This is a genomic window from Hippea sp. KM1, assembly GCF_000526195.1.
Taxonomy (GTDB): domain Bacteria; phylum Campylobacterota_A; class Desulfurellia; order Desulfurellales; family Hippeaceae; genus Hippea.
Genome location: NZ_JAFP01000001.1, coordinates 1,324,353 through 1,349,866, shown reverse-complemented (window position 1 = coordinate 1,349,866; position 25,514 = coordinate 1,324,353). Strand labels below are relative to the sequence as shown.

The window sequence follows — 25,514 nt, the reverse complement described above, 5'->3', positions numbered from 1 at the left end:
CATCTTGTCCTCTATCGTTAATTAGCAAACGGTGTTCCTAAATAAGCCGCTTCAATGCCTCAAGGGCCTCTTCTTCGGTGTTTATGGAGTGGGTTATCTGAAGCTTTTTTAGGTTGAAGAGTATGTCTTTTAATCTGCTCTTTTCTATACGGGGGTAGAGTTTTATTATCTCTTCTGCGCCGATCAGCGGTTTTGCGTGGAGTTTTGGCTGGATGTTTCTGTAATAGTAATCGGCCATATCCTTTAAAAACATGATATAGACATCCCTCTTTGATGCGCTTATCTTGCCCTTGGCCAGCGTGTCTGCTAAGGCGAAGAACAGCAGATCGATACCGTGTTCTTTGTATTTTAAAAAGAATTCGGCTTTTTGCAGATCTGTAAGTTCTGAATTGCTCCATGCATGGTAAAGGTATGCCGGTTGAATGTGGTTTTCTATGAAAAAAAGCGTCAGTTTTGTTATCTTCTTGCCGAATGGATAGATCTCTGCGTATTTTTTAAACAATTCGGAGCTCTGTTTCTCATGGAGCGGAAAATGAACCTTGCCCATAGGAGATATGACCTTACAGAAAGGCTTTGCTGCATCGTGGAATAGGGAGGCAAGCTTTAATGAACAAAACAGCTCCTCCTTGTGTGTGGTTAGGTGCGATAGGTATTTTTTGTGGTTTTTGCCTAATATCCTGTTGAGCCTGTTGTATGCCCATTCTATATAGTTATACACATTTAGCGAATGCGTTTTTACATCGAATAGGTGGTAATTGCTCTGGATGCATCCGTTTGTATAGGATAGATCCTCAAAGAGCGTATCTATTACGCCCACCTTGTCCATGATAAGCAAATATGTGAAGGTTTCGTTGAGGTTGAAGAATAGCTTTAATTCTTGAGTTATTCGCTCCTTTGATACATTGTTTAGGAGTTCAACCCTTCTTCTGAATGTGTTTATGGTGTTTGGGTCTATGTCGAACCTAAACAGTGCTGCAAGCCTAAACCCCCTCAACATGCGCAACGGATCTTCATCCACTGCATTTGTTGTATTGAGCCTTATTATGCCCCTTTTTATGTCATCTTGGCCGTTTAGTGGGTCTATAATGGCGTTTGAGTTTATATCTAAGGCTATTGAGTTTATGGTGAAGTCCCTCTGCTTTAGATCCTCCTCTATGGCTGGGCCTCTTGGTATGGAGAAATCCAGCGTCTTGATCTTGCAAAAGAGCCTGTATGTTAAAAGCTTCTTTGAATATTTGATTAGCTTGCAGCCGAAGCGGTTGGATATGTGCTTGGATAGGTTTTCTATATCACCAAACACGACAAAATCGTAATCGTTTATCGATCTCTTTAGAAGGGCATCCCTAACAGCGCCGCCAACCAGGTATATCTTTGTGTTGAGTTTTCTTGATATTGAAACTATCTCCTCTAAATATAGGTCGTCTATTATATGTTTCATGCCTGAATTATACACAAATAAATTAGAAAATAAACAATATTTTAACTTATTCTTTTTGAGAGAATCCCCGTATTAGATCCAGTGGTATAGGTAGTATCGTTGTTGTGTTGTTCTTTGAGGATATCTCGTTGAGCGTTTGAAGGTATCTTAACTGTATCGCCTGTGGGAATTCGGAGATGATCTCTGCCGCCTCTCTGAGTTTCTTTGCTGCCTGGTATTCACCCTCTGCGCTTATTATCTTTGCCCTTCTATCCCTCTCTGCTTCTGCCTGTCTTGCCATAGCCCTTTGCATATCCTGTGGTAAATCTATCTGTTTTAGCTCAACCAGTGTCACCTTTACACCCCAGCTGTCGGAGTGCTTATCCAATATCTCCTGTATCTCTGCGTTTATCTTTTCCCTTTCGGACAATAGCTTATCAAGTTCGGCCTGTCCGCAGATGCTCCTTAATGTGGTCTGGGATAGCTGTTCGATGGCATAGTAATAATTGTTGACCTGAATAACGCTTTTTACAGGATCTATCACCTTGAAATAGACCACGGCGCTTATCTTTATGGTTACATTGTCTTTGGTTATTACATCTTGGGGTTGTATCTCAACCGTTATGAGTCTTAGGTTCACCTTAACCATGGAGTCTATTATCGGCCAGAGGAAGAATATGCCGGGTCCTTTTGCTCCAACAACCCTTCCAAGCCTGAAGATAACGGCCCTTTCATATTCCTTAACAACCCTTATTGATGTCAATATAACTGCTATAATAATGGTAATAAGCACAAACATAAACATAGGCATCACCCCTTGTTTTTTGATTATAATACACTTTATCGTTGAAAATATCAAATACTGCTTAGAATTTTTACTTAATGGTTAAAGTATTTGACAAATTGTTTAAATACGATATAATTTTAATTAAATGAGAGGGATACTTATTAATTAACCTAACACTTTTTTTTTGGAGGTTTTTTTATGGGAGTGAGGCGCTTGTTTCTATTTTTGACGGTCTTTACACTCTTTGCCTTCTTGGCAAGGGCCGAGGTGGTTGAGTTTCCCACTGTTGAACCCACAGGGTCGATGCCTGTAAACTACGGCTGGGGGTATGACACCCACAGGCAGAGTTTTAAGAGTGTATGTGTAACCTATGACAGGAATGCCATGCTCAAGGGCGGTTCCCCTTACTACCACTCGTTCATCAAGTTTGCCCAGTCCACATCAGAGGTCAAGGACGATCTAAAGTTGAGCGTCGATGCATCGCTTAAGATCTTGGGTGCAACCACATACAAGGCATCGGACAAGCTCAACCTCGTTCAGGGCACAAAGACCTGCACATTCAACCAATCCCTCTATGCAGGCGTGTTGGATTACAAGAAACCTATATTTTTGGATCTGGGCACTGTCAGTCTGAAGCCTGAGTTTGCCCAATTGGTTAGAGAGGGCAAGATGGGCGAGTTCAGACAGAGGTGCGGTGATGCATTCGTTATAGGCATTCAAGAGGGAAGGGAATTCTTGGGAACGGCAACGATTAAGAAACAAACATTGAAGAGCTGGACGAAGTTTGCCAATGAACTGAATGTCTCGGCCAAGGGCGCCTGGGGTAATGCCAGCATGGGCACAAAACTCGCAACGGCGTTGGAGAGGTCCTTTGGCTCATCACAGATTGAGGTAAACACCTATTCAACCGGTTCTTCCATGCTAAACCCCACAAACATCGATGAGCTGGTTGAGTATTACAGGAAGTTCCACACAACAAACGGCGAGACCAAGACGGTAAAATACATAATCGCATCTTACAGCATACTGCCCGATTACCCCTTGCAAAACCCCTTAAAACAGAACACAAAAGAAACATACATGGCAACACTCATAACCTCTCTGTGGGATCTAAAATCCGGCATAGAGGATGCAAACTATGTCATCAGCAGGGAGACGCAAGAGCTGTTTGCCTTAGGTACAAATCCGAATATCAGAAGAAAACACATAAGCTATGTCAGGGCTTACAGGGACATGTGGCAGAAGGAGTTTGATAAACTACTCAAGGCCACAAAACAGTGCAATAAGCACTTCACAAAGAAGTGCGAGATACTTGCAAAATACTATGAGCGATACAGAAACTTCATAGACGAGTGGGATGCCGTAATGCCCCAGAAATACCTAAGCGATTGCAAAACACCGATCAGGCTGCCAAAGGATGCGTTTGCCAGTATCGCCAGTGGAATTCAGAAGATCCAGCAGAGGGTTCATGGCGATTCAGAGGGTGGCGGCGGAAAAAGCAAAACAAGGATCGTTGTCGTCATGAAGATAATGCCAGACGGAAGGCTATTGAAGGCCCAGTTATCACTTGCAAGGATCGAATGGAAAAGGCCACGCTCCAAGGGTTTCCCCATAGAGGCAAGAATGAAGGGTGAGTCTGCTTGGGGACTGTTTGTCAAAGCACCGATCTTTGATTTGGACAATCCGTTTGCATACGGCGTTAGGGTCGAATCAAACCTTAAATACTGCACATACAACAGGGCAACAGGTGGCATAAAGACGCCCATCGTTAGAAACATACCGCCGGCTGCACCGTATTTTGCCAGATTGGGCTTTAGCACAAGAAGATCAACGGCAAATGGATATATAGACGAAATGACGGGAAGGGGTCCAAGGGGTGATCAGACATTTGCAAACGGTAAGGGCGTGCTGGATTACATCGTTTGTGAGGCAGATAGAAAGGGAAGCGACGACAGGCTGACCTGCAAGGAGATCGGATTTAAGCAGGTCGAGCTGGATCTTGTATCTGTTCAGGATCTTCAAGCAAATAAGTGGAGGCCGCCAAAAAGACCAACGGTTCCTGCGCAGCTTGAGGCGTTTTTCTACAACAAGCCTATAATCCTAAGGAAGCGCATCATGAGGACATACGGTTCTATGAGCTCCGATGCGATAAAATGGCAGCGCAAGAGAACCATCTACATCAGAAGCATCGGAAGGATCAGGGTTAACCTGCCCAATCTAAAACTAAAGAAGAAGCTCAACATACGGCACATGCCAATAAACAACTAAAATGCAAAGGGGAGCCTGTGGCTCCCCTTTTTTATTTGAAGTAAAACTCCACACCGTCTTTAAAGCCATTTACAAATCCACCGTACTTGCTCCTGAATTTTCCCTCTGTCTCTTTTGCCATATCCTTTAGGTTTCCCTTCTTTAAAATGTCCTGAATATCGCTTGATTGCCAGCCCCTGCTCTGGGCATCCTTCTTTATATCCTCGGCCAATTTGTTTTTGTCAAAACCGCCGTATTGGGCCTTCTCTATGCCGTATGCCTCTGCGTATTTGCCCTGGGCTATCTTTTGTAATTTCTGCCAATCCATAGACGATAGCCTCTCCTTTGATTCGAGCACAGCCTGCAGATAGTCCCCCAGCATCCTGGCAAATGCGTGGGCCTGGGTTTTTATATCCTCCCAGTTGTCTAACTCTAAGGAGAAGCTGGCCACAGACCAAACCGATGTTTGAACACCCATCCAAAAGCCCACCATATAATCCACCATAGCCGCAACATTCTCGTTTATAACAGCGCTTTCTGTGATGCTCCCCCTCTCACCTGTGTCAAAATACGAATACACCCTGTAGGTTTGTGGGTCTATCTCAAGCCAGGCGGTTTTTAGGTAACCATCCATATTCAACGGCTTTGACGGAAATAGCAGGTAATTTTGCGTATCCTTTATGTGCTTTATCATCCAGCCAGGATAGTTTTGCCTTTTTAGTTCTTCTGCTAAGTCTTCGGCATCTTGAGGGGATAAAAGCATGATCTTCGTATCGTTTGGCAAAAGGCTCCAGAGATCAAAAACATTAAACCCTCCTGGATTGGCAAACTTCTCTAAATTGGTGTAATAGATGCCCGAAATGATGTTAAATGCCCTCTTGGAATGATCGTCTGCCTCTATTTGCGGATAGACATTGACCAGATCCAGGGATGTCGTCGGTGATTTTGAATCCTTGGTTACCCTGAAGCTTACAACGATGACCCGAGTGGATGTGGTTCTTTTTATCTTTAGGTTAAGCTTCTTTGAAAGCGAGTCTTCAAATAGGCTCTGCGCCCCTATGAACCTCGTTATTATACCCCTTCCCAACCAGCGCAGTGAAGAGATGGTATTTGGGTCTTTTGAGCGCTTGTATCTATCCATCCACTGCTGATTGGTATACTTGAGCGCCTCCCTTGTCATAGACGGTGAGTTTACAGCCAACACAAAGAACAGATCCGTTGGCCACTGACCTTTCTTTAGCCATCGTGTCGTTGTGTATTTCTCAGAATTCGAGTATATGGTGATGTTGACAGATAGCGGGATATACTTTGAAAGCTCAAGCGATTCTTCCGATACATACCTGCCACAGACACCGTCCAATATGGCCTTTATTATCCTGCCCTTGCCCGAATCCATCGTTTGCACAAAACCTATATCCAAAAACCCCATGCTCAAATCCTTCAACGGAAGCTTCTTGTTAATTAGTGTTATTGTTTCTGTTGTTTCATTCTCTCCCTCAACGAGGGCATTGCCCATGTCGGTAAACGCCTTTATGGCCGATGATGTTGTGGGTAGGGCGGTAATACTAACCTCAATCGAGGCCTGGGGATAGGAGTAGTCTGCTTCTTCAATGCTTTCTATTGCATTTCTCATCTGCCATGTTTCCTTAAAGAATGGAAGCACAAGCGTGTGGTTTACCCCTTTATCGTCTTGATATGAAATAGCGGGAAGCTCGAATATGTCTGTATCGTATCCCTTGAAGAATTCTTTAATCTGTTCTTTCCCTTTCTCAGATAGGCTTACAGTAAGCCTCTTTGAGGAGTATCCCATGCTGTTTAGGAGCGCCTCCGTCATGTAGGCTATGCCGTTTTGGGTGATCCAGTTCTGTGTGAGTGAGGCCTCTTTGGAGTATACCACCTCCCAAGCCCTCAGTTCGGATGGTTTCAACTCCATGCCTGATACTGTTCTTTTTAAATCGTCAAGCGTCTTGATCCTGCTCCACCTCTTTGCTCCCCAGGATACTATAGACGGCGTTGGTATGTTAAATCCTTTAGGGTTTGAACCGTCTAAGCTTGCCTGGGGCGCCTCAATGCTCCCCGGTTTTACAAAACCGCTTGCGAGCCGTATCTGTGTTAGCCTGCTTATGGCCTCATCGAGCTTTTCTTTAAAATCGGAATCTTCTTCATACACATCCTCCTTAACCAAAAGCCCGTATTCCTTAAACGGCTTGGTTGTGGTTATGCTCAGATTGAGATCCTTGAAGATGTCGGAGAAGAGTATAAAGTTTTGGGGCTTTGTTGGTTTTGGTAGGTTAAAGATGGCCAAAACCCTTCTTGACTGGCCGTTAAGCACGACAAGTTTGGGTCTTATGGTCGTTGTGTAGTTGTATTGATAGTCTATGTTGACATCGCCGAGTATGAGCTTTGCCCTGTTATAGCCAAAGTTTGCAAGCCCCTTTCCCATTATGACGGCACTTTCGTTTTTTAGCGATAAGTTTTTAAATTTTAAGCGCGCCTCTTTGTTTAGCTTTAAGGCTAAAAAGTCCTCAACCATGGTTGAATAGTTATCGAGCTTATCCTTAAGCGTTAAATCCACAATTAGAGACCCCTCCTTTATGTAATCGTCGCTTTGGGCTGTATAGAGGCCGTTTATGAGAAGCTCTATTCCCTTGGCCTTTGAAACAGCTATGGGTTTCTTTGAGTTCATTGAGCCTTTTATTATGGGTATCTCAACAGGTGAGCCCTTAAGGTCAATCACCAGCTTTGCTGGATTGTCTTTTAAGACCTTGGGTATCTCAAATACCATGGATACGGCATTAAAGGAGCCCGGGGTTATTAGTTGCGATTTGTAAAAACCGTACGGAATTCTGTTTGTAATGGGGTGCATCTTGAAGAAGAAATCCCCTTTGGGTGTGCTAATGGCAAGATAGAACCTCTTGCTCGGGTCTAAGGATAGGTGCGCCTGTATCTTGGATATGAGTGTGGCATGAATCACCCTGAAGAGTTCGTTATCGTCCGCCTCAAGCGTTGAGATCTTCTTTTTATCCTTGAACCCCTCTATTTTTATGGAGAATGTATCCGATAGCTTCTTCGGCTTCTCTTTCGGGAGCTTCTCTATCTCTTCCTTTGTTATCTTTATGATGCCCGATATGGGTATGTCTATATGGCCGTAAGCCACATCGTATAGATGGAGTGAGCTCTGCTTCATGAACTCATTGGGGACAACAAAGATCAACGCACCCTCCACGGTCTTGTTTGGTCTTATGTATATCTCGTTTTCACCTGGTAAAATCAGGGGCGTCTGTGCAAGATAGGTGGCATCGGATACAGGAAAACTCTGTCTGTTATTCCACCTTAAGAACAGATGGAGTTTGGCGTTGGGTATTAGGTAATCCGGGATCTTCTTTTCTATCCTTGCGTTGGCTGAGCTTGTCTGTGCAACCCAGCTTGCTGGATGGGATGAACCGTTCGGATAAACCACAACCTCCTGGGGTTTTAGGATATTTCTAAACTGCACGATCAATGCCATAAACCTCTTGCCAGAAGGGGCTTCAACACCCCTCAGTTTGTCCAAAAACACCGCTTCCTTTACCGTAATTCTCACAGCTTTGTTGGACGATGAAACATTAAGCGGGATGCGCTTTATGATTTTCACCTGTCTGTTTATGATGTCATCACCACTTAAGAATTTGGATATCTCGCCGCTATAGGGTTTGAGCTTTTCACCCTTTTTGAAGGTTATGCCCTCCAATGTCTTGCTATCCTTTGTGTTTACATTCAGTTTATTGTTAATCAGAATTGAATCATAGGCCATCTTTACCCTGCCGTATCTATCCGTGTTCTTGTATACGACCTTTAGAAGATGGACATCAGACGATTTGATATCCTTAAGTTGCCTGGATAGCTCAATAAGCGATTCCTTTATCTTTTCTGGCGTTGGGGCTATGATGTATGTGCCATCCGATAGCTTTGAGACCCTTTCAAACGGCTTTGTCTTGTCTTTGTCCACCATTCCAATCCAGATGGATTTAACACCGTCGTCTTTGAGCTTTTTAAGGTATGTTTCAAACTTTGCCCTCTCATCATCCTCCACCTCGATCGCCTCATCCGTCAGATAGATCAAATACCTGTTCTTCGATGGTATGGAATGCAGGAATCGGTATGCTTCCTTTACCGCCAGTATGGTGTTTGTGCCGGATAGCGCTTTCATCTGGGAGATGCCCCTCAAAAGGCTTGCCTTATCCGTTGTTAATACCTGCCGTACATCCACGCTGTTGCTGAATGTGAATAACTGAACCAAAAAGCCCTCGGGCAGCTCTTTAACAAAGCCTGCGAGTATCTGTCTGATCTGTTCTATTTCCTCCTCCATAGAGCCTGAATTGTCTATCATCATGGCTATGACCGGTTTGATGGATGGGCCTTTGGATGTTGGTCTTAAAAACTCTACCCGCCATTGATGACCCAAGTTCTCGTTGATGCTTCTAAACACCATCTCCAGCGCCTTTGGATCCCTTGCCGGATAGAATTGGGCCTTGGTTAGGGATGCTATTCTGCTTAAGAGGGATACATCCGGGCTTTTTCCAAACCCTATGGTGAAAATGGGCACATTGCTGTTCTTTATTGCTTCCATCAGCTGCTCCTGTGTGGCCTTGCTCTGCCGTTTTGTATCGTTGTAATTTGAATCCTTGCCATCGGTAAAGACTATCAATGTGGGCCTATTTGAACGAGATAGTATCTCCAATCCCGTTAATATGGCATCGTATAGGGCCGTTGCGCCCCTTGCCCTAACCTTCTTTAGGCTCTTTAGGGCAGACCTTTTATCGGTGTTTGAGAGTATTTTGACCGTTGAGTTAAATTCAATGAGCCAGACCTTGCTGTTTTTGGGCAATCCCTTTATGAATTCGGCTGTGGATGCCTTCGCCCTTCTCATAGATCTTCTCATTGAACCTGAGCTATCAAGGAGGATAACAACATCTGGAGGACTCTTTATCCTTTCAACGGATAGAACCTTACCCTCAATGCCTGACTCATAGATAGAAAAGTTGCTTTTATTTAGCGTGCTGTTGTCTTTGTAGTTTAAAAGCGTTATATCAACAGAGCCCCTGTCTTTGCCGATTTTTTTGCCTATTATTGATAGCTTTAAGGAGTTTGGCTCCTCAAACAGTTTAAGCAACTGCTCAGGCCAGTTGACTACAGTCATGTATCCACCGTAGGTGGGAATAAAGTGCGCCTTGAGGTTCTTTATGTTTGTTTGGCCCGATGTGACTGGATCAACATCCAATTGCCACAAGCCCGAAGGAAGCCAGAAAACGGCATCACCGCTGGGCGTTGAATCACCGATTAGGTCGCTTTCGGTGAATGAGGGATGGTAAATATCCTCACCTATCTCAGGGCTCACCTTGGCGCTGCCGTATGGTATGTTTTTCAACAGTATTCCGCCCAACTTATCTGAGTTGTTTAATTTGGGCAAACTGGACAAATCCTTTAGACTAAAGCCAATCTCTGCTGGCATTTTTTCAGATTCCACCTCAATTGAGCATAAATACATGCCAGCTGCCTGTGGATAGTCCAACAAAAGGAAGTTGTTTGTGTATTGGGCTTCAAGGCTTCTGTTGTAATTTACAACGGTCTTTAGCTTGCCGTTTCTGAGTGTTGTGTAGATCTGGAAGCTAACCTCTGAGCCCTTCGGCATGTCTATCATTGGTGCTAAGTATCGGCCGTTTGGGTGATTGCAATAGAAGTAAACCCTCTCGTTTTGTTTTCTTACCTTTAGCTTAAGGGATGACCCAGGCTGTATGGTTGTCTGTTTGAGGATTCTGACCTCACGATCATCCTTTATGAGTTTAACCCAGATTGTCTGATCCTTTTGGATCCTTTTAGCTATGAGCCTGTCCTCTATTGTCTTTACATCACTGAAGGCATGCCTTATCTGATCTTCTGCAAGCGTCGCATTGTCCACCGAGCATTTATACAAAACGCCGTATATGTCTTTGCCCAAAAACTCCTCCCTGTCGTTTGAGACCCTTATATCCTTGCATGTCAGGTTGTCTATAGGGTTCGTCTGTGCAACAGAGAGGTTTGAAAAGATAAAAAAACCCGCCAATAACAATAGAAATATCTTGCGCCCCATAACCGTCTCCTTTCTTTTGGCATTGGTAAACTATTATATTAGATAGGGTTTAAATTTTCAAAACATACTTTTTATGATTTCATATATTATCGTCAATTGACAAAGTCCCATTTTTTGTTATTATTTTACCAGTTGGTCTTTAGTTTTAAATGAGAGTTAAATCGTTTAGGAGGTTTAGATATGGCTGGAATGTTTGATGGTGTAAGGTTGGGCAATTTGACACTGAAGAACAGGTTTGTCATGGCCCCTGTGAAGACGGCATACGGCAACCCCAAGGGGGAGGTGAATCAACTCCATCTGAACTTTTACAAAAAGGTGGCAGAGGGAGAGATAGCATTAATAATCACAGAGCCGGTTGCTGTTTTAAAAAGCGGCAGGGAGCACCCCAAGCAGCTTTGTATAGATGAGGATTACTGCGTTGATGAGCTTAGAAAGATTACGGATGTTATACACCAGAATGGCTCGTTGGCCTGCTTAAACCTCAATCATGCTGGAAGGGCAGCCAACCCAAAGGCATCGGGTCAACCACCGCTTGCACCAACCGCTATAAAATGCCCTGCCACGGGCCAGACGCCCCAGGAGTTAACAAAGGAGCAGATTAAAGAGATAATAAAGGCTTTTGGAGAAGCCACAAGAAGGGCTAAAGAGGCCGGTTTTGATGCCGTTGAGCTTCAGGCCGGTATGGGTTATATTATTGCACAATTTCTAAGCGATAGGTTAAACAAAAGGAGTGATGAATACGGCAAGGATAAGCTTTTGTTTGCAAAAGAGGTGTTTGATGAGGTATTTAAGAACGCAGACGGCATGCCGGTAATTGTTAGAATAGCAGCAAGTGAGTTTGTTGAGGGCGGCATTACGCCACAGGCAAATAAGCCCATAATAGATCTGGCTGAATCATACGGTGCTGTGGCTATACATGCCGGCTTGGGTAATGCATGCGATACACCGCCATGGTATTATTCTGCAACATTTACACCCACAGAAAAGCAAATAGAGGCCTTTAAGGCTATAAAGTCCCTAACAAAACTGCCGCTAATTGTTGATGGAAGGATGGCTGATAAAAGCAAGATAGAGTCCGCCTTAAATGAGGGGTGGGCCGATCTCATTGGTCTTGGTAAGTCGTTGGCCTGCGATCAAGGATTCGTTAAGAAGCTAAAGGAAGACAGGGACGATGAGATATATTACTGCGGAGGCTGCCTGCAGGGTTGTCTGCTTAAGGTAAAATCCGGTATCGGTTTAGGTTGTATAATCAATCCGTTTATCAACAGGGATAGATTCGAAAAGACCGGCAAGAGCCTTAAGTTTGTCGTTGTTGGTGGAGGCCCGGCCGGTATGGCGGCTGCCACCTATGCTGCTATGAAGGGCTATGATGTTGTGTTGTTTGAGGCCAAAAAACTCGGAGGGCAGTTTAATTTGGCTGTCAAGCCTCCGTTTAAGGATGCTATGCAAAGGCCGCTCAATTCCATGATAAAGGAGCTTGAGAGGTATAATGTGAGGGTTGTTTTTGAAGAGGCAACATACGATAAGATTAAGGCAGAAAATCCCGATGTGGTCGTTGTTGCTACAGGCGCTTCCTCTTCAGTTCCGGGGATTGAGGGTATCGAGAATGAATATGCCCTTGATGCCTTTACATACTTTGAGGGTGAAAAGCAACCAAAAGGCAAACGTGCTTTGGTGTTGGGTGTTGGCCTGATAGGAAGGGAGGCCATGGAGGATCTTTTGATTAATAAAGGGTTTGATGAGGTTGTTGGCGTTGATATATTGGAGGAACTTCCAGCTGACTTCACGCTTGCAAGGCTTAGCACCAACCCCAAAGCTAAAATTATAACAGGCGCGAGATTGGAGAGATTTACAGAAGAGGGTGCTATAATAAGCAAGGACGGCAAGGAAGAAAACCTGGGCAAATTTGATACGATAATTACAAGCATAGGAACAAGACCGCAGAAGTCCCTGTATGAGCAGATCAAGGATAAGTTTGATAATGTTGAGATAATCGGCGATGCCAATCAGATTGGTGATATTTATCAGGCAACGCATGATGCATACGATGTCGTGGCAAAGTATTAACAGTGATAGGGAGGGGTTGCCCCCTTTTTTTGATTGAGGTTTTGATATGCCAAGGAGAAGGAAGAGGGGGAGGGTAAGGTTTAGATTTGGAAGGGTTTGTTTTAAGCCCTGCGGCATACCGGCCAATACGCTTGATAGGGTTACGCTTAGCTATGATGAGCTTGAGGCTATAAGGCTTGCAGATTTTGAGGGTATGTATCAGCAACAGGCCAGCGAACTCATGCAGATCTCAAGACCTACCTTTTCCCGGATTATAGAAAGGGCGCATCAGAAGATAGCAGATGCATTAATTAATTCAAAAGCCATAGAGATAGAAGAGGGTGTCGAACAAGAAGAATAGGTGTATCTTTTGCGATACAGAGAAGCTTGATATAATTCTTAAAAATCATCTCTGTTATGCCATCTTTGATAAATACCCTGTAAACAGAGGTCATATGCTCATAGTGCCATTTAGACATTTCTGGAGTTTTTTCGATGCCACCAGGGAGGAGGTGTTGGCTATTCATGAGCTAATAAGCCAGGCGAGGGTTTTCTTGGATAGGGAGTTTTCGCCAGCCGGATACAACATAGGTGTAAATGTTGGTCAGATTGCAGGTCAAACCATAATGCATCTGCATATCCATCTAATACCCCGATATGAGGGTGATATAAGGAATCCACGGGGTGGAGTAAGGGGTGTTATTCCATCCCGCCGTATTTATCCGTTCTAAAAATCGGTTTTTTCACGATTTTTTCACATAGAGGGTGTAGAATGTAAAGTGAAAATATGGTAGAAGGGGGTAAAGTGTGTGGCATGTAAAGGGTAGCATAAAAAATGCTTTTGTGTTGCTTTCGTTATTAATTTTTAATATCACTTTCTTTTCTAGTATTGTTATTGCTAAATCTATACAGCTTCAGCGCATCGAAGGTGAAATTGTTAGAATAAATAAAAATATTCTAACTATTTTTAACTTTAAAACACAAAAAAAAGAAAATTACTTTATTACTAGCAAAACAAATATTAAATTTGGTTCGTTAGTATTACTTGCAAAAGGTAATAAAACTTTGCTTAAAACAAATAGGCTTTTAAAAAAGGGGTATGATGTGTTAGTTGAGGTAAATGCTGAAGATCAAACTCTTATTAAAATTACAGTTAAGGAGATTCCGAGATGAAAAAGATATTGTTTATCTTGATATTTATTATAACATTTTATCCCTGTATTTCTGCTGCTTCTATAGCTGATTACTGCGCAGTGCCACCATTTATAACCCAATCCGTTTGTCCTAATGTTCTGATTATTTTGGATAATTCTGGGAGTATGTATGATTTTGCTTACAAAAACGACTTTAACCCATCTGTTACTTATTATGGCTATTTTGATTCCAATAAAAAGTATAAATACAATAATAGTGGTGGGTATTTTTATGAAGATGAATCCGGTGAGTGGGATGGTAATTTTTTGAATTGGCTTACCATGAGAAGGGTGGATATATTAAAAAAAGTGTTGGTTGGTGGTAGAGAAATAGAAACAGGCGGAGTGTGGTATTTAATAGGTGCTCCAAATCCTGATAGAGACTACAATAAAGAATACAGCAATGTAGATGATTATACGCCATATAGTGGAAATCAAAGTTTTTTGGTTACTGGCGGTAAGTTTTATGTTGGATATTGGTGGAAAAAAGTTTTTTATTATTATGACAATCCTTATTATATAAAGATTAAACTTGAAGGTGAAAAAACTGGCATAGTTCAAAAAATGTGGAATAAAGTTAGGTTTGGACTTATGTTCTTTAATGTAGGAAATAGATATGAGGACGGAGTTAACTTAGATGGTGGGTATGTGGCGGAGCAGGTATCAGGGCCAGGTGAAAATCAAGAGTTGGTAAGTAAGATTAGGAATATAGAACCTTCGACCTGGACTCCTTTGGCTGAAACTTATTATGAGGCCATAAGATATTTTGAGGCGGAAAGCTCTGCATATAATAGAGGTGTAAGTTACTCTAATAATGATCCTATTCAATATAGATGCCAGAAGAGTTTTGTTCTACTTATTACTGACGGTGAATCAACAAAAGATAAGAATTTGCCAGGGAGTTATTTTTATGGTAGGGTCGGAAAAGTGACAGATTCCAATCTCAATATTAAAACCTGGATGGATAAAATTGCAGAGAATGAGAATTATTCATCCCAATGGAGTTCCGACTTTTCAGGGGATGGAACTTATTATTTGGAGGGTGTAGCCTATTATAGTCATGTTTCTGATTTGAGAAATGATATGGATGGCACTCAAAACTTAAGCTTATATGTAGTTTATACATTTGGTAATAGCGATACAGCTAGAGATCTACTGAAAAAAGCCGCAAAGTATGGTGGATTTAATGATATAAATAATAATAATATACCCGATTTGCAGAAAGAGTGGGATAGTGATAGTAACGATATTCCTGATAATTACTACGAAGCTCAAGAAGGAAAGGAGCTTGAAAATAAGATAATGGACGCTATTAATAATATGTTGAAACAGGTCTCTTCCGGCACAGCGACATCTGTTTTATCAGAGAAAGAGAGGGTAAATGCAGGTATATTGCAGGCTGCTTTTTATCCTCAAAAGATACTCATAAATAACGGTAAAAGTTATACCGTTGATTGGGCTGGATCGTTGTATAATTGGTGGTTCTATACCTCAGAAACCGGTCAAACATTCAAAAGCAACATGAGGGAAGATACGATAGTTAATAAAGACCTCGATATATGCAGCAACGGCTCGGCTGGTGGCGATTATATAATGAGTTATGAGTTTGAGGATAATAAGCTTAAGATCAAGGCCTTTAAGAGTTCGTGCACAGGTGATAATGTCTCGTCAACCGCAGATGTTGTGTATGATGGTTTGGACGAGGCGCATTCCGTTTGGGAGGCTGGTAGTGTTCTTGCCCAGGAGAATGCTATGGATAGAAAGATATATACATATGTAGATGATACACAGCCATCCTCTCCAAAAGACCTTGTTGAATTAAAGGATTTATCAAACGATTCTAACAATAACCTTTATTACTCTAAATTATTTGGGGATGAAAACGGGGATGGAACCATAGATGAAGAAACAGAATCTGTAAAATACTCCAAGAGTATAACATTTAGCGATTTGAAGAATTATATTTACGGTGTCGATATATCTGGCTATAGGGAAAGAAAGATAAATCCTTCGGGTGATGTTTGGAAATTAGGGGATATAATATACTCAACACCCAAGATTGTAAATTACGATGACTATGCCGTGGCCTTTGTAGGGGCTAATGACGGTATGTTGCATGCATTTAGGGTTGGTAAGTATAGATATGATAGGCTGGGCGTATATCAGCTGGCTAAACTAAGGAACGATAGAACCTATGAAGATACAGATAAATTGGGTGAGGAGTTGTGGGCGTTTATACCTAAAAACGCCCTTCCGTATCTGAGATTCTTAGCCGATCCAGATTATTGTCATCTATACTATGTGGACTTAACGCCAACCATTATAGAACTGGATAACAATAGCGACGGCACTATTGATAAGAGGATTTTGATAGGCGGCATGAGGCTTGGTGGTGCCGTCGGATGTGATAACTCCTCTGTGTGCATAAACCCTCCTGAGGATACATGTGATAACACCTCTGCTTATGCGCACGATAGGGATCCTGTGGTGTCGTCATCCAATTACTGTCTGGGATTGTCTTCTTATTTTGCCCTCGATATAACAGATCCTGTGCATCCTAAGTTTTTATGGGAATTCACGAATAAAAACCTGGGATTCAGTTATTCTGGTCCGACATTTATAAAAAGAAGGAACGACTCTGGTGGCTATAACTATTATGTAATGTTTGCCTCAGGCCCCACAAATTATAACGGTGAGGTTGGTCAGAAGTTGAGGCTGTTCGTTCTTCGTTTAAAAGATGACTTTACTATATCCTCGACATACACCATAAATGTTTCCGATGAACTTGGTTTGGGTAATGCATTTGGCGGCAGGATGTCAAAATATGGGGTATTGGACGATAGTAGATGGTATGAAACGACGAAGGCTGTTTTCTTTGGCGTTGTGTATAAGGATGGGGATAATTGGAAGGGTAATGTGGTTGGGGTCAAGATAGATGATGATAACCCCGCCAATTGGACGATATTCAAATTATTTAGCAATCCTATTGGGCCTGTTATAGTGCCTATAAGCTATTATAAGTGCAATGTAGGCGGCTCAAAAAAGGGTTTTCTTTACTTTGGCAGCGGAAGGTATTTCTTTAGGGATGATGATCCTGGTAAGGATGATTCTGATATAGAAAGGTTGTATGGCATAAAGATTGAGGCTTGTCTGGAGAGTGATGGTGATACAGACTGCACATTGGGTAGTTCTGCTCTGCATACATCTGAGAATTCGTGTTCTTATGTTGATGATACGCTTTATGGCTGGTATCAGGATTTAGATCCAAAAGGCGATGGGTATAACAAAGAAAGGGATATTACAGGCACCACTGTATCATCCATGGATGCTGTGTTTTTCACAACAACCGAACCCACATCGGATATCTGTGGTTTTGGTGGTAGGTCGAGAATGTGGGGTATGAACTGCGCCACAGGAGAATCGCTTGTCCATCAGACATGTAATTTAACCGGCAGAATAGTAGGAACACTCTTATTGCAGACATCGGTTGGTAAGATTACTAAGTTTGATATGGATATTAACCCACAAAACCCGACTGGTGGAAGCAATCCATTTACTAAAAAGAACGATAAAGCAACAGATTGGACAGTTGGAACTGCACCGCCCAATAGGTCGGCTATAGTTGAAAGGCCAACGAGGAATCCAGCAGAAATACTCTATGAGATAGAGAGATGAAAAGGTTGATGAATAAAAAAGGCATAACATTGATTGAGTTGCTTGTTGTTATAGCCTTGATAGTTATCATGTTGTCCATAGCCATACCCATGTATAACAGGTGGGTAAAAAAAGAGGATGTATCTGGCGATGTTCAAAAGATATACTCAGCGCTAAACGAGTTGAGGGTTAGAGCTTTTTCTGGAAAGCAGGAATGCAAGATGCAGTGGGCAGCTAATCCGTTTAAAAAGGTGGATCTGTATTGTGGTGGCAGCAAAATAGGGGAGATTCAGCTGAAGAATGACTTTGAGGGAAGTATAAAGCTTGGCGTTAGTTATGTAGATTTTTCTTCTGATGGAACTGCTGATCACAACGGTAATATCCACATAAAGGGTGATGATTATGGTGCAAGGTATAGTTGTGTAAATATATCTGAAATTAGAATATCTTTAGGGAAGTGGGATGGAACAGACTGTAATACCGAGGAATAGGGATAAAGGTTTTAGCCTTATAGAGTTGCTTGTTGCTATTGTTATAGTTTTGGTGGTTTTTCTTGCTCTGGCGCATGCCTTGATTGTCTATACTCAACTCAATGTTTTAAATGCATTAAGAAATGAAGCCGTAAAGATTGCCCAATCGTGCGTGGAGAGCATGAGGGTTATGCAGGTTTGCCCAAGCGAAGATAACATCACATATAGAAATCACACCGTAACATACACCATACAAGCCAACCCTTCAGACCCCAATAGTTTTACAAAGGGTGGGGTTAGTGATTTGACCGTTAATGTTTCATACGATTACAAGGGCAAGCATTACACTTATACTTTACAGACAAAGGTGTATAGAGATGAATAGAAAGGGTATCACTCTGATTGAGTTGTTGGTTGTTCTGGCTATATTGGGCATAGTTCTTGCGATGATATACAGAAGCTATATAGTGGTGCTTAAATCCCAAATACAGCAGAGCGGCATAGCCCAGAGCAATATAAACAATTTGATAGGGCTTGAGATGTTAAGAAAGGACATAGAAATGGCGGGTTTTGGTCTGCCCTGGAATATTAGTGTTTCTTACAATGAAGCTGATTATGATTCTAAATATACACCCGATCCACATGATTTAAATGCCGAGGATTCGTCAAAACCTGAGGCCTTTTCTTTTGCAAATAATGCTGGTCCGGATAACTCTGATGTCCTTGTTATCCGTTCATCAGTGGCAGCACTTAATAAATACACGGAGCATTGGGGTTATGTGTATGAGAATTTAAGTGATGAGGTTTATTATAAGGCGTTAGGAGGAGATGGTAATATAGATGATATATATTTTGCCGTGGTAAAGCCTGAGAATATGGAGTTTTTGAAATATGTAACAGATAGTGACTTTGGGACAACATGTAAGCCCGGGGGTAATATATATCTATTTTTTGGTATAGATGATAATAATCCAAGAATGCCATTCAATAGAGTAGATTACTATCTAAAAAGACCCACAGATGGTATGCCAAAAAGATGCGCCCCGAATACTTACGAGCTATATAGGGCCACTATAAGGCAATCAGATGGAAAAAGAAATGAGCAGCCTATTATGGATTGTGTCGTGAAGTTTCAGGTTAAATTTGGATTGGATAATAACAGTGATGGGAGTATTGATGATTGGAGTGATGCTCCATACGATAATAGTGTAGCCAATTCGGATATTAGCAAGGAAATCAGGGAACAACTAAAACAGGTTAAGGTGTTTATTGTTTATCAGGAGGGTAAAAAAGACCCCGATTTTACATTTAATCAGAGTTTTAAACTAAGAGACGATACAACGGATACATCGGATGAATTTACCCCCACTGGTGATCAGAAGCATTACAGATGGAAGATGGTAGAGCTTGTTGTTGATCCGTTAAATATAAAAGTCAGAAAAAGGAATTTGGAATGATGAAGAAAAGGCTGAATAATAAAGGTATAGCACTTATAACAGCCCTGGTATTGTCCCTGGTTGCTATGGCTTTGATAGCCGCACTTATGCAGCTTGTATTAAGCGGCACAAAGATGTCGGGATCTATGAAGGTGTATACGACAGCCTTAGAGGCCGCCAAAGGAGGTGTGGAATATTTTGTCAGAAGCATGTCCGGTTATGTTTACCATAAGGGTATGCCTTCCGATACAGATGCAAAGTGCAAGGTGCAACAAAATACCGAAAATTGGGCTGAAAGTTGCAAAAAATACATAGAATCCAATAATCGAATAGACAATGAATCTCAGCTGTCATCACACGATACCGTTGAGGATATAATAGATTACTATGATACGAAGCTCGATTTAGGCGATTATGAGGTCTATATGAAACTTGTCGATACCAGAGGCTCTTCCTCTGGTAAGTGGTATTACACCTTTGATGTTGTATCCCAAAATAAAAACAATCCACAGGAAAGGGCATGGATTATAGTATTTTTAAGGACAGATTAAAAAGAAAAAAGGAGGGTCTCCCCTCCTTTTAGGCTTTTTTGAAGACTATCTCGTTGTTCTCAAAGTCTGCGAAGATCTTATCGCCCTTTACAAATCTACCCTCAAGGATTGCCCGCGCAAGTGCGTTTTCGAGCCTGTTTTGTATGTATCTCCTTAGCGGTCTTGCTCCGTATACAGGATCGAAGCCTTCATCGGCTATCCTTTCAACGAGCCTGTCGCTTACCTCAAGCTCATAGCCGTTTTCCTTGAGTTTTTGCTGGGTCTTTTTAAGCAGCAGCCTTACGATCTGTTTTATCTCGTTCCTGCCTAACGGATTGAATACGATTATTTCATCTATCCTGTTTAGGAATTCGGGCTTAAATCTTCTTTTAAGCTCGGCGTTAACCTCAGCAACTGCCTTCTCGAACTCGATTTTATATCCCTCTGTGCCTGGCTCCCCCTTGATCCTTGTTAGGTATTCACTGCCTATGTTGGATGTCATTATGATAACGGTGTTTCTGAAATCCACCGTTACACCCTTTGAATCGGTCAGGCGTCCATCATCTAAAACCTGCAGCAATATATTGAATACATCCGGATGCGCCTTCTCTATCTCATCTAACAGAACCACTGAATAGGGCTTTCTCCTTACAGCTTCGGTTAGCTGGCCACCCTCTTCGTATCCAACATATCCAGGCGGTGCACCTATTAGCCTTGAGACGGAGAATTTCTCCATGTATTCGCTCATGTCTATCCTTATTATAGCCCTCTCATCGTCAAACAGGTATTCAGCTAAAGCCTTGGATAACTCGGTCTTTCCCACACCTGTTGGCCCTAAGAATATAAACGAGGCGATAGGTCTGTTTTTGTCGGACAGTCCAGCCCTTGAACGCAATATAGCCTCGCTAACGGCTTTAACGGCGTGATCCTGCCCAACGACCCTTTCTTTTAGTTTATCCTCCATCTTAAGGAGCTTTTCCTTTTCGCTTTCCAACATCTTGGCAACTGGGATACCTGTCCATCTGGAGACGATTGCAGCGACCTCTTCCTCGGTTACCTCCTCTTTTAAGAGCCTGTTTTCTATGGAGTTTAACTCTTTCTGTTTCTCTTCAAGCTCCTTTTGTAATTTTGGAAGCTCTCCGTATTTCAATACGCTTGCCTTCTCAAAATCACCGTTCCTTTCGGCAATCTCGATCTGCGTTTTGATTTTGTCTATCTTCTCTTTGATGTTGCGTATCGATTCTATCAGGCCTTTTTCGTATTGCCATCTTGCCTTTATTTGATTGAGTTGCTCTTTTAGTTGACTTAGCTCTTTTTCAAGCTCTTCAAGCCTCTTTTTGGAATCCTCGTCGTTTTCTTTCTTTAGAGCCTGACGCTCTATCTCAAGCTGAGCTATCTTCCTGTTTAGATTGTCTATGGGCTCTATATCACTCTCAAGCTGCGTTTTTAGGCTTGCTGCAGCCTCATCTATTAAGTCGATTGCCTTGTCGGGCAAGAACCTATCGGTGATGTATCTATGACTTAGGACAGCGGCTGCCACTATTGCAGAATCCTTTATCCTGACACCGTGATGGAGCTCATACTTCTCCTTAAGACCCCTTAAAATCGATATGGTATCCTCCACAGTTGGCTCTTTCACAAAGACCGGCTGGAATCTCCTCTGCAATGCCGCATCTTTTTCTATGTATTTTCTGTATTCCTTTAGTGTTGTGGCTCCTATACAGCGCAATTCACCCCTTGCAAGCATCGGTTTTAACATATTCGATGCATCCATGGAACCTTCGGCCGCACCCGCTCCTACGACGGTGTGAAGCTCGTCTATAAACAGTATAATCTTACCCTCTGAGCGCTTTACCTCGTTCAATACGGCTTTAAGCCTCTCCTCGAACTCGCCCCTAAACTTAGCGCCAGCTATCAGTGCGCCCAGGTCGAGCTCTATCAGGGTTTTGTCTTTTAGGCTTTCTGGCACATCACCCTTTGCTATCCTCTGCGCCAATCCCTCAACGATAGCCGTTTTACCCACGCCGGGCTCACCTATCAAGACGGGGTTGTTCTTTGTTCTCCTTGAGAGTATCTGTATGGTTCTTCTAATCTCCTCGTCCCTTCCAATGACGGGGTCTAATTTTCCGCTCTTTGCAAGCTCTGTTATGTCTCTTCCATACTTCTTTAGGGCTTCGTATTTCTCTTCGGGGTTCTGATCCGTTACTCTAACTCCACCCCTTATATCGACTAACGCCTTTAAGAGTTCGTCCTTTTTGATGCCAAAATGCTTAAACACCTCAGCTGCATCACACTTCTCAGACAGAGCTATCAAGAAGTGCTCAACGCTTATGTATTCATCCTCCATCAGGCGCATCTGCTCTTCAGCTCTGTTGAATACATCATCCAACTCCTTGGTTATGTAAAACTGCGTGGATGTTGAGCCTGTGATCTCAACCTTCGGAATCTTCTCTATTAAGCTGTCGGTGTATGATGTAAAAGCAGATATATCGGTGCCTAATTTCTTAAGTATAGAAACAGCAACACTCTCATGGTCTGAGATCAAGGCCCTCAATAGGTGAAGCGAGCCAATCTCCTGGTTTTTATTGGACTCTGCTATCTGTTTTGCTGCCTGCAGCGCCTCTTGAGATTTTACGGTCAGTCTGTTTATATCCATAACTCCCTCCTAAATTTTTTTATTTTGGCGGCAAAACCAGGGGAGGGCACCCCTCCCTCGGCATTACCGTCTTACTTTGCCTCTTTCTCGATCGGTATCTCTTTGGGTTTGGATTCAGGTTTTTTCGGAAGCGTTATTGTCAAAACACCGTCCTTGTATTTTGCCTTAATGGCATCGACATCCACATTGTCGGGCAACAAAAAGCTCCTTGAGAACGAACCGTAGCTCCTTTCCATCCTGTAATAGTTCTTGCCTTCCTCTTTCTTCTCAAACTTCCTCTCACCGTAGATGGTCAATGTGTTATTCTCAAGATTTATCTTGATGTCTTCCTCTTTCATGCCAGGCGCTTCAACCTCGATGTTGATGGAATCCTTTGTCTCATAGATGTCAACGGCCGGCATCCACTCGGCGCTATCCCTGCTCTGACTGGCGCTTGGCATAAGATCATTGAATACCCTGTTTAATCTCTCCTGGAGTGTTGTTAACTCCTTGAAAGGCTCCAATGCATTCAACATGGCTCTCACCTCCTTGTTTCTCATTTTTAATTCCGCTATTGAATATAACCTTGATAATAATATTGTCAAGTCCTTGAGGTAAATTTTTTAAAATTTTTGTTATTGGCGTTAAAAGTGGAATTTTTTTGATTTTAAAACTTGACAATACCACTATAAGGTTTATATTAATGGTTGCAGCTTTGCAAAATTCTTTTGAAAAGGAGAGTGACCATGAGGGATCCTTACGAGGTTTTAGGGGTTTCTAAGAATGCAACAGATGAGGAGATAAAAAAAGCATACAGGAGATTGGCAAGGAAATACCATCCGGATCTAAACCCAAACAACAAGGAGGCTGAGAAGAGGTTTAAAGAGATCAACGAGGCCTATTCGATACTGTCTGATCCTGAAAAACGCAAGCAGTATGATCAGTTCGGTTTCTCTGGATTTGATGCGGGTGGTAATTCCTATGATTTTAGCAATTTTAAGGATTTTGGCTTCGACTTTGGCAATTTCAAGACAACCTATTCGACAGAGGGGTTCGATATAGGCGATCTGTTTGAGAATCTCTTTGGCGGCAGAAGGGGAGGTTTTGGGGGCGGCTATGAGCCAAAGGGTGCAGACATCTATTACTCCATGGATCTGGATTTTAGGGATGCCGTCAAGGGGACGACCATAACATTAAACATAAACGGCGAGAGGGTTAAGGTTAAGATTCCAGCTGGTATAAAAAACGGAACCAAACTCAAGGTTAAAGGCAAAGGTCAGGCAGGGCCTGGTGGAAGGGGCGACCTCCATATTATCGTTAATGTTAAGGAGGACCCAGATTTTGAGCTTAAGGATGGCAAGCTGTATACGACATTTGAGATACCGCTTCTTACGGCACTATTGGGTGGCTCTGCGAAGGTCAAGACGCTGGATGGGGAGGTCACCATAAAAATACCTAAGGGAACCCAGTGCAATCAGGTGTTTAAGATAAAGGGATACGGCGTGGGTTCAGATCCGCTCTATGCGAGGGTTAATATCAAGATACCAAAAAACATAAAGGATGAAGAATGCATAAAAAAGGCGTTAGAGGGTTAAGCTATGAGTAGGAAGAAGGGTTTTTATACGATAGGCATGGTTGCAGAGATTCTAAACATCCATCCGCACACATTGAGGGAGTATGAGCGTGAGGGGCTTATAAGACCAAAGAGAACGGCGGGCAACATTAGGATATATACGGAGGAAGACATAGAGGATATTAAGTTTATCAGGGAGATGACCCAGGAGCTTGGTGTTAACTTAGCAGGGGTGGATATTATAATGAGGATGAAAAGGCAGATCGAGCAGCTGCATGAGGTTATAGAGAACTTGGAATCTGCCTTAAGAAGGAAGATAGAGGAGGAGAACGCCCGCAGAAGTTCGCTTGTTAAGAAAGAACCCTCCCACATTGTCGAGATTAAGATAGAAAGGGAGGATTAACTGCCAAGCTCCTCGCTCCTTTTGGTTGCAGAAACAACCGCCTCTATAAAACTGCCCCTCGTTCCCCTTTTTTCAAGCTCTGCTAAACCGTATATCGTGGTTCCGCCCGGTGATGCAACCATATCCTTCAACTCGGCGGGGTGTTTTCCTGTTTTTAATACCAGTTCGGCAGCCCCTTTAACCGTTTGGGCGGCTAATTTTAGTGCATCTTCCCGCCTAAGACCCACCTTTACGCCTCCGTCGGCCAATGCCTCTATAACCTCAAAGATATAGGCAGGTCCGCTGCCTGAGAGCCCGGTGACGGCGTCCATGAAGCGTTCGTTGTGTATAACAACGACCTCGCCCACAACCCCTAAGATGGCCATCGCTATCTCTTCGTCCTCTTTTGTGGTTCTTGGCCCGCAATAGATGGCGCTTGCCGCCTGCTTTACTATCGCTGCAATGTTGGGCATAACCCGTATGAATCTGCCTTTTTTTAAGATAGAGCGCATAACCTCAACCTTTATACCGGCCGCAATCGATATGATGAGTTTGCTGTTGTCTATAAAAGGATAAATCTCCTGAAGGCACTCGGGTATGTCAATGGGCTGAACAGCCAATATGATAATATCTGATTCCTTTGCCAGTTGGGGGTTCTCTAAAAACCTTACTCCAAATCTCTCCTCCACGGTCTCCTTTGGCATGTAGGCGTCCGATACCACTATGTTCTTTTTGTCTATGCCGACATTTAAAAGACCGGTTAGGAGTGCAGAACCCATCTTGCCGACACCTATGATGCCGATGATCTTGTCTTTTAACATCCTTCCTCCTCGATAGCTATTTTTTTACAATTTACAAATTTTGTAGAAAAAAGCAAACATTTGAGCAGAAACAATGGACAAAGGCTAATGCGGCTCGTATTGGGTCGGTTCTTGCCTTATAATTCGGTAAAGACAGTTTTCTCGATTCCCACTTTTTTTAGTTGAAATTTATGAATAATAAAAAAATAGAAATTACTTAATAATTAATTGACAA

At 42.6% G+C, this 25,514-nt stretch carries 18 protein-coding genes; 12 read left to right on the top strand and 6 right to left on the bottom strand.

Annotation, left to right across the window (positions count from 1 at the left end; translation table 11 throughout):
* Nucleotides 1–37 precede the first annotated feature (37 nt).
* Together D891_RS0106885 and D891_RS0106880 are read right to left on the bottom strand one after the other, a co-directional pair.
* Nucleotides 38–1,438, bottom strand: a complete 1,401-nt coding sequence (locus D891_RS0106885) for a CCA tRNA nucleotidyltransferase (protein WP_025270388.1) — start codon at nt 1,436–1,438, stop codon at nt 38–40.
* A gap of 46 nt (nt 1,439–1,484) precedes the next feature.
* Nucleotides 1,485–2,222 carry a slipin family protein gene (locus D891_RS0106880; RefSeq protein ID WP_025270387.1) on the bottom strand — a complete coding sequence of 246 codons (738 nt, stop codon included), beginning with the start codon at nt 2,220–2,222 and terminating at the stop codon, nt 1,485–1,487.
* A gap of 186 nt (nt 2,223–2,408) precedes the next feature.
* On the opposite strand from D891_RS0106880, the gene D891_RS0106875 reads away from it, so the two are divergent.
* Nucleotides 2,409–4,472 carry a hypothetical protein gene (locus tag D891_RS0106875; RefSeq protein WP_198014810.1) on the top strand — a complete coding sequence of 688 codons (2,064 nt, stop codon included), beginning with the start codon at nt 2,409–2,411 and terminating at the stop codon, nt 4,470–4,472.
* 31 nt (nt 4,473–4,503) lie between these two features.
* Here D891_RS0106875 and D891_RS0106870 read toward each other — a convergent pair whose 3' ends face one another.
* Nucleotides 4,504–10,560: a vWA domain-containing protein gene (locus D891_RS0106870; RefSeq protein ID WP_025270385.1), complete on the bottom strand. Its 6,057-nt coding sequence runs from the start codon at nt 10,558–10,560 to the stop codon at nt 4,504–4,506.
* Between the two features lie 180 nt (nt 10,561–10,740).
* On the opposite strand from D891_RS0106870, the gene D891_RS0106865 reads away from it, so the two are divergent.
* From D891_RS0106865 to D891_RS0106825, 9 genes are all read left to right on the top strand, one after another.
* The gene (locus D891_RS0106865) at nt 10,741–12,627 is read left to right on the top strand and encodes an oxidoreductase (protein WP_025270384.1); all 1,887 of its coding nucleotides are present in this window, start codon (nt 10,741–10,743) and stop codon (nt 12,625–12,627) included.
* 46 nt (nt 12,628–12,673) lie between these two features.
* Nucleotides 12,674–12,967 carry a DUF134 domain-containing protein gene (locus D891_RS0106860; protein WP_029952109.1) on the top strand — a complete coding sequence of 98 codons (294 nt, stop codon included), beginning with the start codon at nt 12,674–12,676 and terminating at the stop codon, nt 12,965–12,967.
* A complete protein-coding gene (locus tag D891_RS0106855; RefSeq protein WP_025270383.1) occupies nt 12,948–13,337 on the top strand; it encodes an HIT family protein in 390 nt (129 codons plus the stop codon). Before D891_RS0106860 ends, D891_RS0106855 begins: the two co-directional genes overlap by 20 nt.
* A 76-nt stretch (nt 13,338–13,413) precedes the next feature.
* Nucleotides 13,414–13,779 carry a hypothetical protein gene (locus D891_RS0106850; RefSeq protein WP_025270382.1) on the top strand — a complete coding sequence of 122 codons (366 nt, stop codon included), beginning with the start codon at nt 13,414–13,416 and terminating at the stop codon, nt 13,777–13,779.
* Between the two features lie 1,322 nt (nt 13,780–15,101).
* Entirely contained in the window at nt 15,102–17,474 is a 2,373-nt protein-coding gene (locus tag D891_RS09870) for a hypothetical protein (RefSeq protein WP_156919078.1), read from the top strand.
* Nucleotides 17,471–17,944, top strand: a complete 474-nt coding sequence (locus D891_RS09570) for a pilus assembly FimT family protein (protein WP_025270380.1) — start codon at nt 17,471–17,473, stop codon at nt 17,942–17,944. Before D891_RS09870 ends, D891_RS09570 begins: the two co-directional genes overlap by 4 nt.
* Nucleotides 17,916–18,308 (top strand): type IV pilus modification PilV family protein, encoded by a 393-nt coding sequence (locus D891_RS0106835; RefSeq protein WP_025270379.1) that lies wholly within the window; start codon nt 17,916–17,918, stop codon nt 18,306–18,308. The genes D891_RS09570 and D891_RS0106835 overlap by 29 nt, the downstream gene beginning before the upstream one ends.
* Complete coding sequence (locus tag D891_RS09240; protein ID WP_025270378.1) at nt 18,301–19,380, top strand: PilW family protein; 1,080 nt, start codon at nt 18,301–18,303, stop codon at nt 19,378–19,380. The genes D891_RS0106835 and D891_RS09240 overlap by 8 nt, the downstream gene beginning before the upstream one ends.
* Complete coding sequence (locus D891_RS0106825) at nt 19,377–19,910, top strand: pilus assembly PilX family protein (RefSeq protein ID WP_025270377.1); 534 nt, start codon at nt 19,377–19,379, stop codon at nt 19,908–19,910. The genes D891_RS09240 and D891_RS0106825 overlap by 4 nt, the downstream gene beginning before the upstream one ends.
* A gap of 28 nt (nt 19,911–19,938) precedes the next feature.
* Here the strand turns inward: D891_RS0106825 and clpB are convergent, their stop codons facing one another.
* Entirely contained in the window at nt 19,939–22,545 is a 2,607-nt protein-coding gene (gene clpB / locus D891_RS0106820) for an ATP-dependent chaperone ClpB (RefSeq protein ID WP_025270376.1), read from the bottom strand.
* A gap of 71 nt (nt 22,546–22,616) precedes the next feature.
* Entirely contained in the window at nt 22,617–23,060 is a 444-nt protein-coding gene (locus tag D891_RS0106815; RefSeq protein WP_025270375.1) for an Hsp20/alpha crystallin family protein, read from the bottom strand.
* Nucleotides 23,061–23,270: 210 nt separating this feature from the next.
* Here D891_RS0106815 and D891_RS0106810 point away from each other — a divergent pair, with 210 nt between their 5' ends.
* Nucleotides 23,271–24,119, top strand: coding sequence for a DnaJ C-terminal domain-containing protein (locus tag D891_RS0106810; RefSeq protein WP_025270374.1), 849 nt, complete (start codon nt 23,271–23,273; stop codon nt 24,117–24,119).
* Between the two features lie 3 nt (nt 24,120–24,122).
* Nucleotides 24,123–24,500 (top strand): heat shock protein transcriptional repressor HspR, encoded by a 378-nt coding sequence (locus D891_RS0106805; protein ID WP_025270373.1) that lies wholly within the window; start codon nt 24,123–24,125, stop codon nt 24,498–24,500.
* Here the strand turns inward: D891_RS0106805 and proC are convergent.
* Nucleotides 24,497–25,300 (bottom strand): pyrroline-5-carboxylate reductase, encoded by an 804-nt coding sequence (proC, locus tag D891_RS0106800; RefSeq protein WP_025270372.1) that lies wholly within the window; start codon nt 25,298–25,300, stop codon nt 24,497–24,499. The two genes, D891_RS0106805 and proC, sit on opposite strands and share 4 nt — an antisense overlap.
* Between the last annotated feature and the right edge of the window lie 214 nt (nt 25,301–25,514).

What these genes read in the sequence shown, in the direction of transcription:
- D891_RS0106885 (WP_025270388.1), bottom strand. Translation starts at nt 1,438, where the DNA reads ATGAAACATATAATAGACGACCTATATTTAGAGGAGATAGTTTCAATA.
- D891_RS0106880 (WP_025270387.1), bottom strand. Translation starts at nt 2,222, where the DNA reads ATGTTTATGTTTGTGCTTATTACCATTATTATAGCAGTTATATTGACA.
- D891_RS0106870 (WP_025270385.1), bottom strand. Translation starts at nt 10,560, where the DNA reads ATGGGGCGCAAGATATTTCTATTGTTATTGGCGGGTTTTTTTATCTTT.
- D891_RS0106865 (WP_025270384.1), top strand. Translation starts at nt 10,741, where the DNA reads ATGGCTGGAATGTTTGATGGTGTAAGGTTGGGCAATTTGACACTGAAG.
- D891_RS0106860 (WP_029952109.1), top strand. Translation starts at nt 12,674, where the DNA reads ATGCCAAGGAGAAGGAAGAGGGGGAGGGTAAGGTTTAGATTTGGAAGG.
- D891_RS09870 (WP_156919078.1), top strand. Translation starts at nt 15,102, where the DNA reads ATGGACGCTATTAATAATATGTTGAAACAGGTCTCTTCCGGCACAGCG.
- D891_RS09570 (WP_025270380.1), top strand. Translation starts at nt 17,471, where the DNA reads ATGAAAAGGTTGATGAATAAAAAAGGCATAACATTGATTGAGTTGCTT.
- D891_RS0106835 (WP_025270379.1), top strand. Translation starts at nt 17,916, where the DNA reads ATGGAACAGACTGTAATACCGAGGAATAGGGATAAAGGTTTTAGCCTT.
- D891_RS09240 (WP_025270378.1), top strand. Translation starts at nt 18,301, where the DNA reads ATGAATAGAAAGGGTATCACTCTGATTGAGTTGTTGGTTGTTCTGGCT.
- D891_RS0106825 (WP_025270377.1), top strand. Translation starts at nt 19,377, where the DNA reads ATGATGAAGAAAAGGCTGAATAATAAAGGTATAGCACTTATAACAGCC.
- clpB (WP_025270376.1), bottom strand. Translation starts at nt 22,545, where the DNA reads ATGGATATAAACAGACTGACCGTAAAATCTCAAGAGGCGCTGCAGGCA.
- D891_RS0106815 (WP_025270375.1), bottom strand. Translation starts at nt 23,060, where the DNA reads ATGTTGAATGCATTGGAGCCTTTCAAGGAGTTAACAACACTCCAGGAG.
- D891_RS0106810 (WP_025270374.1), top strand. Translation starts at nt 23,271, where the DNA reads ATGAGGGATCCTTACGAGGTTTTAGGGGTTTCTAAGAATGCAACAGAT.
- D891_RS0106805 (WP_025270373.1), top strand. Translation starts at nt 24,123, where the DNA reads ATGAGTAGGAAGAAGGGTTTTTATACGATAGGCATGGTTGCAGAGATT.
- proC (WP_025270372.1), bottom strand. Translation starts at nt 25,300, where the DNA reads ATGTTAAAAGACAAGATCATCGGCATCATAGGTGTCGGCAAGATGGGT.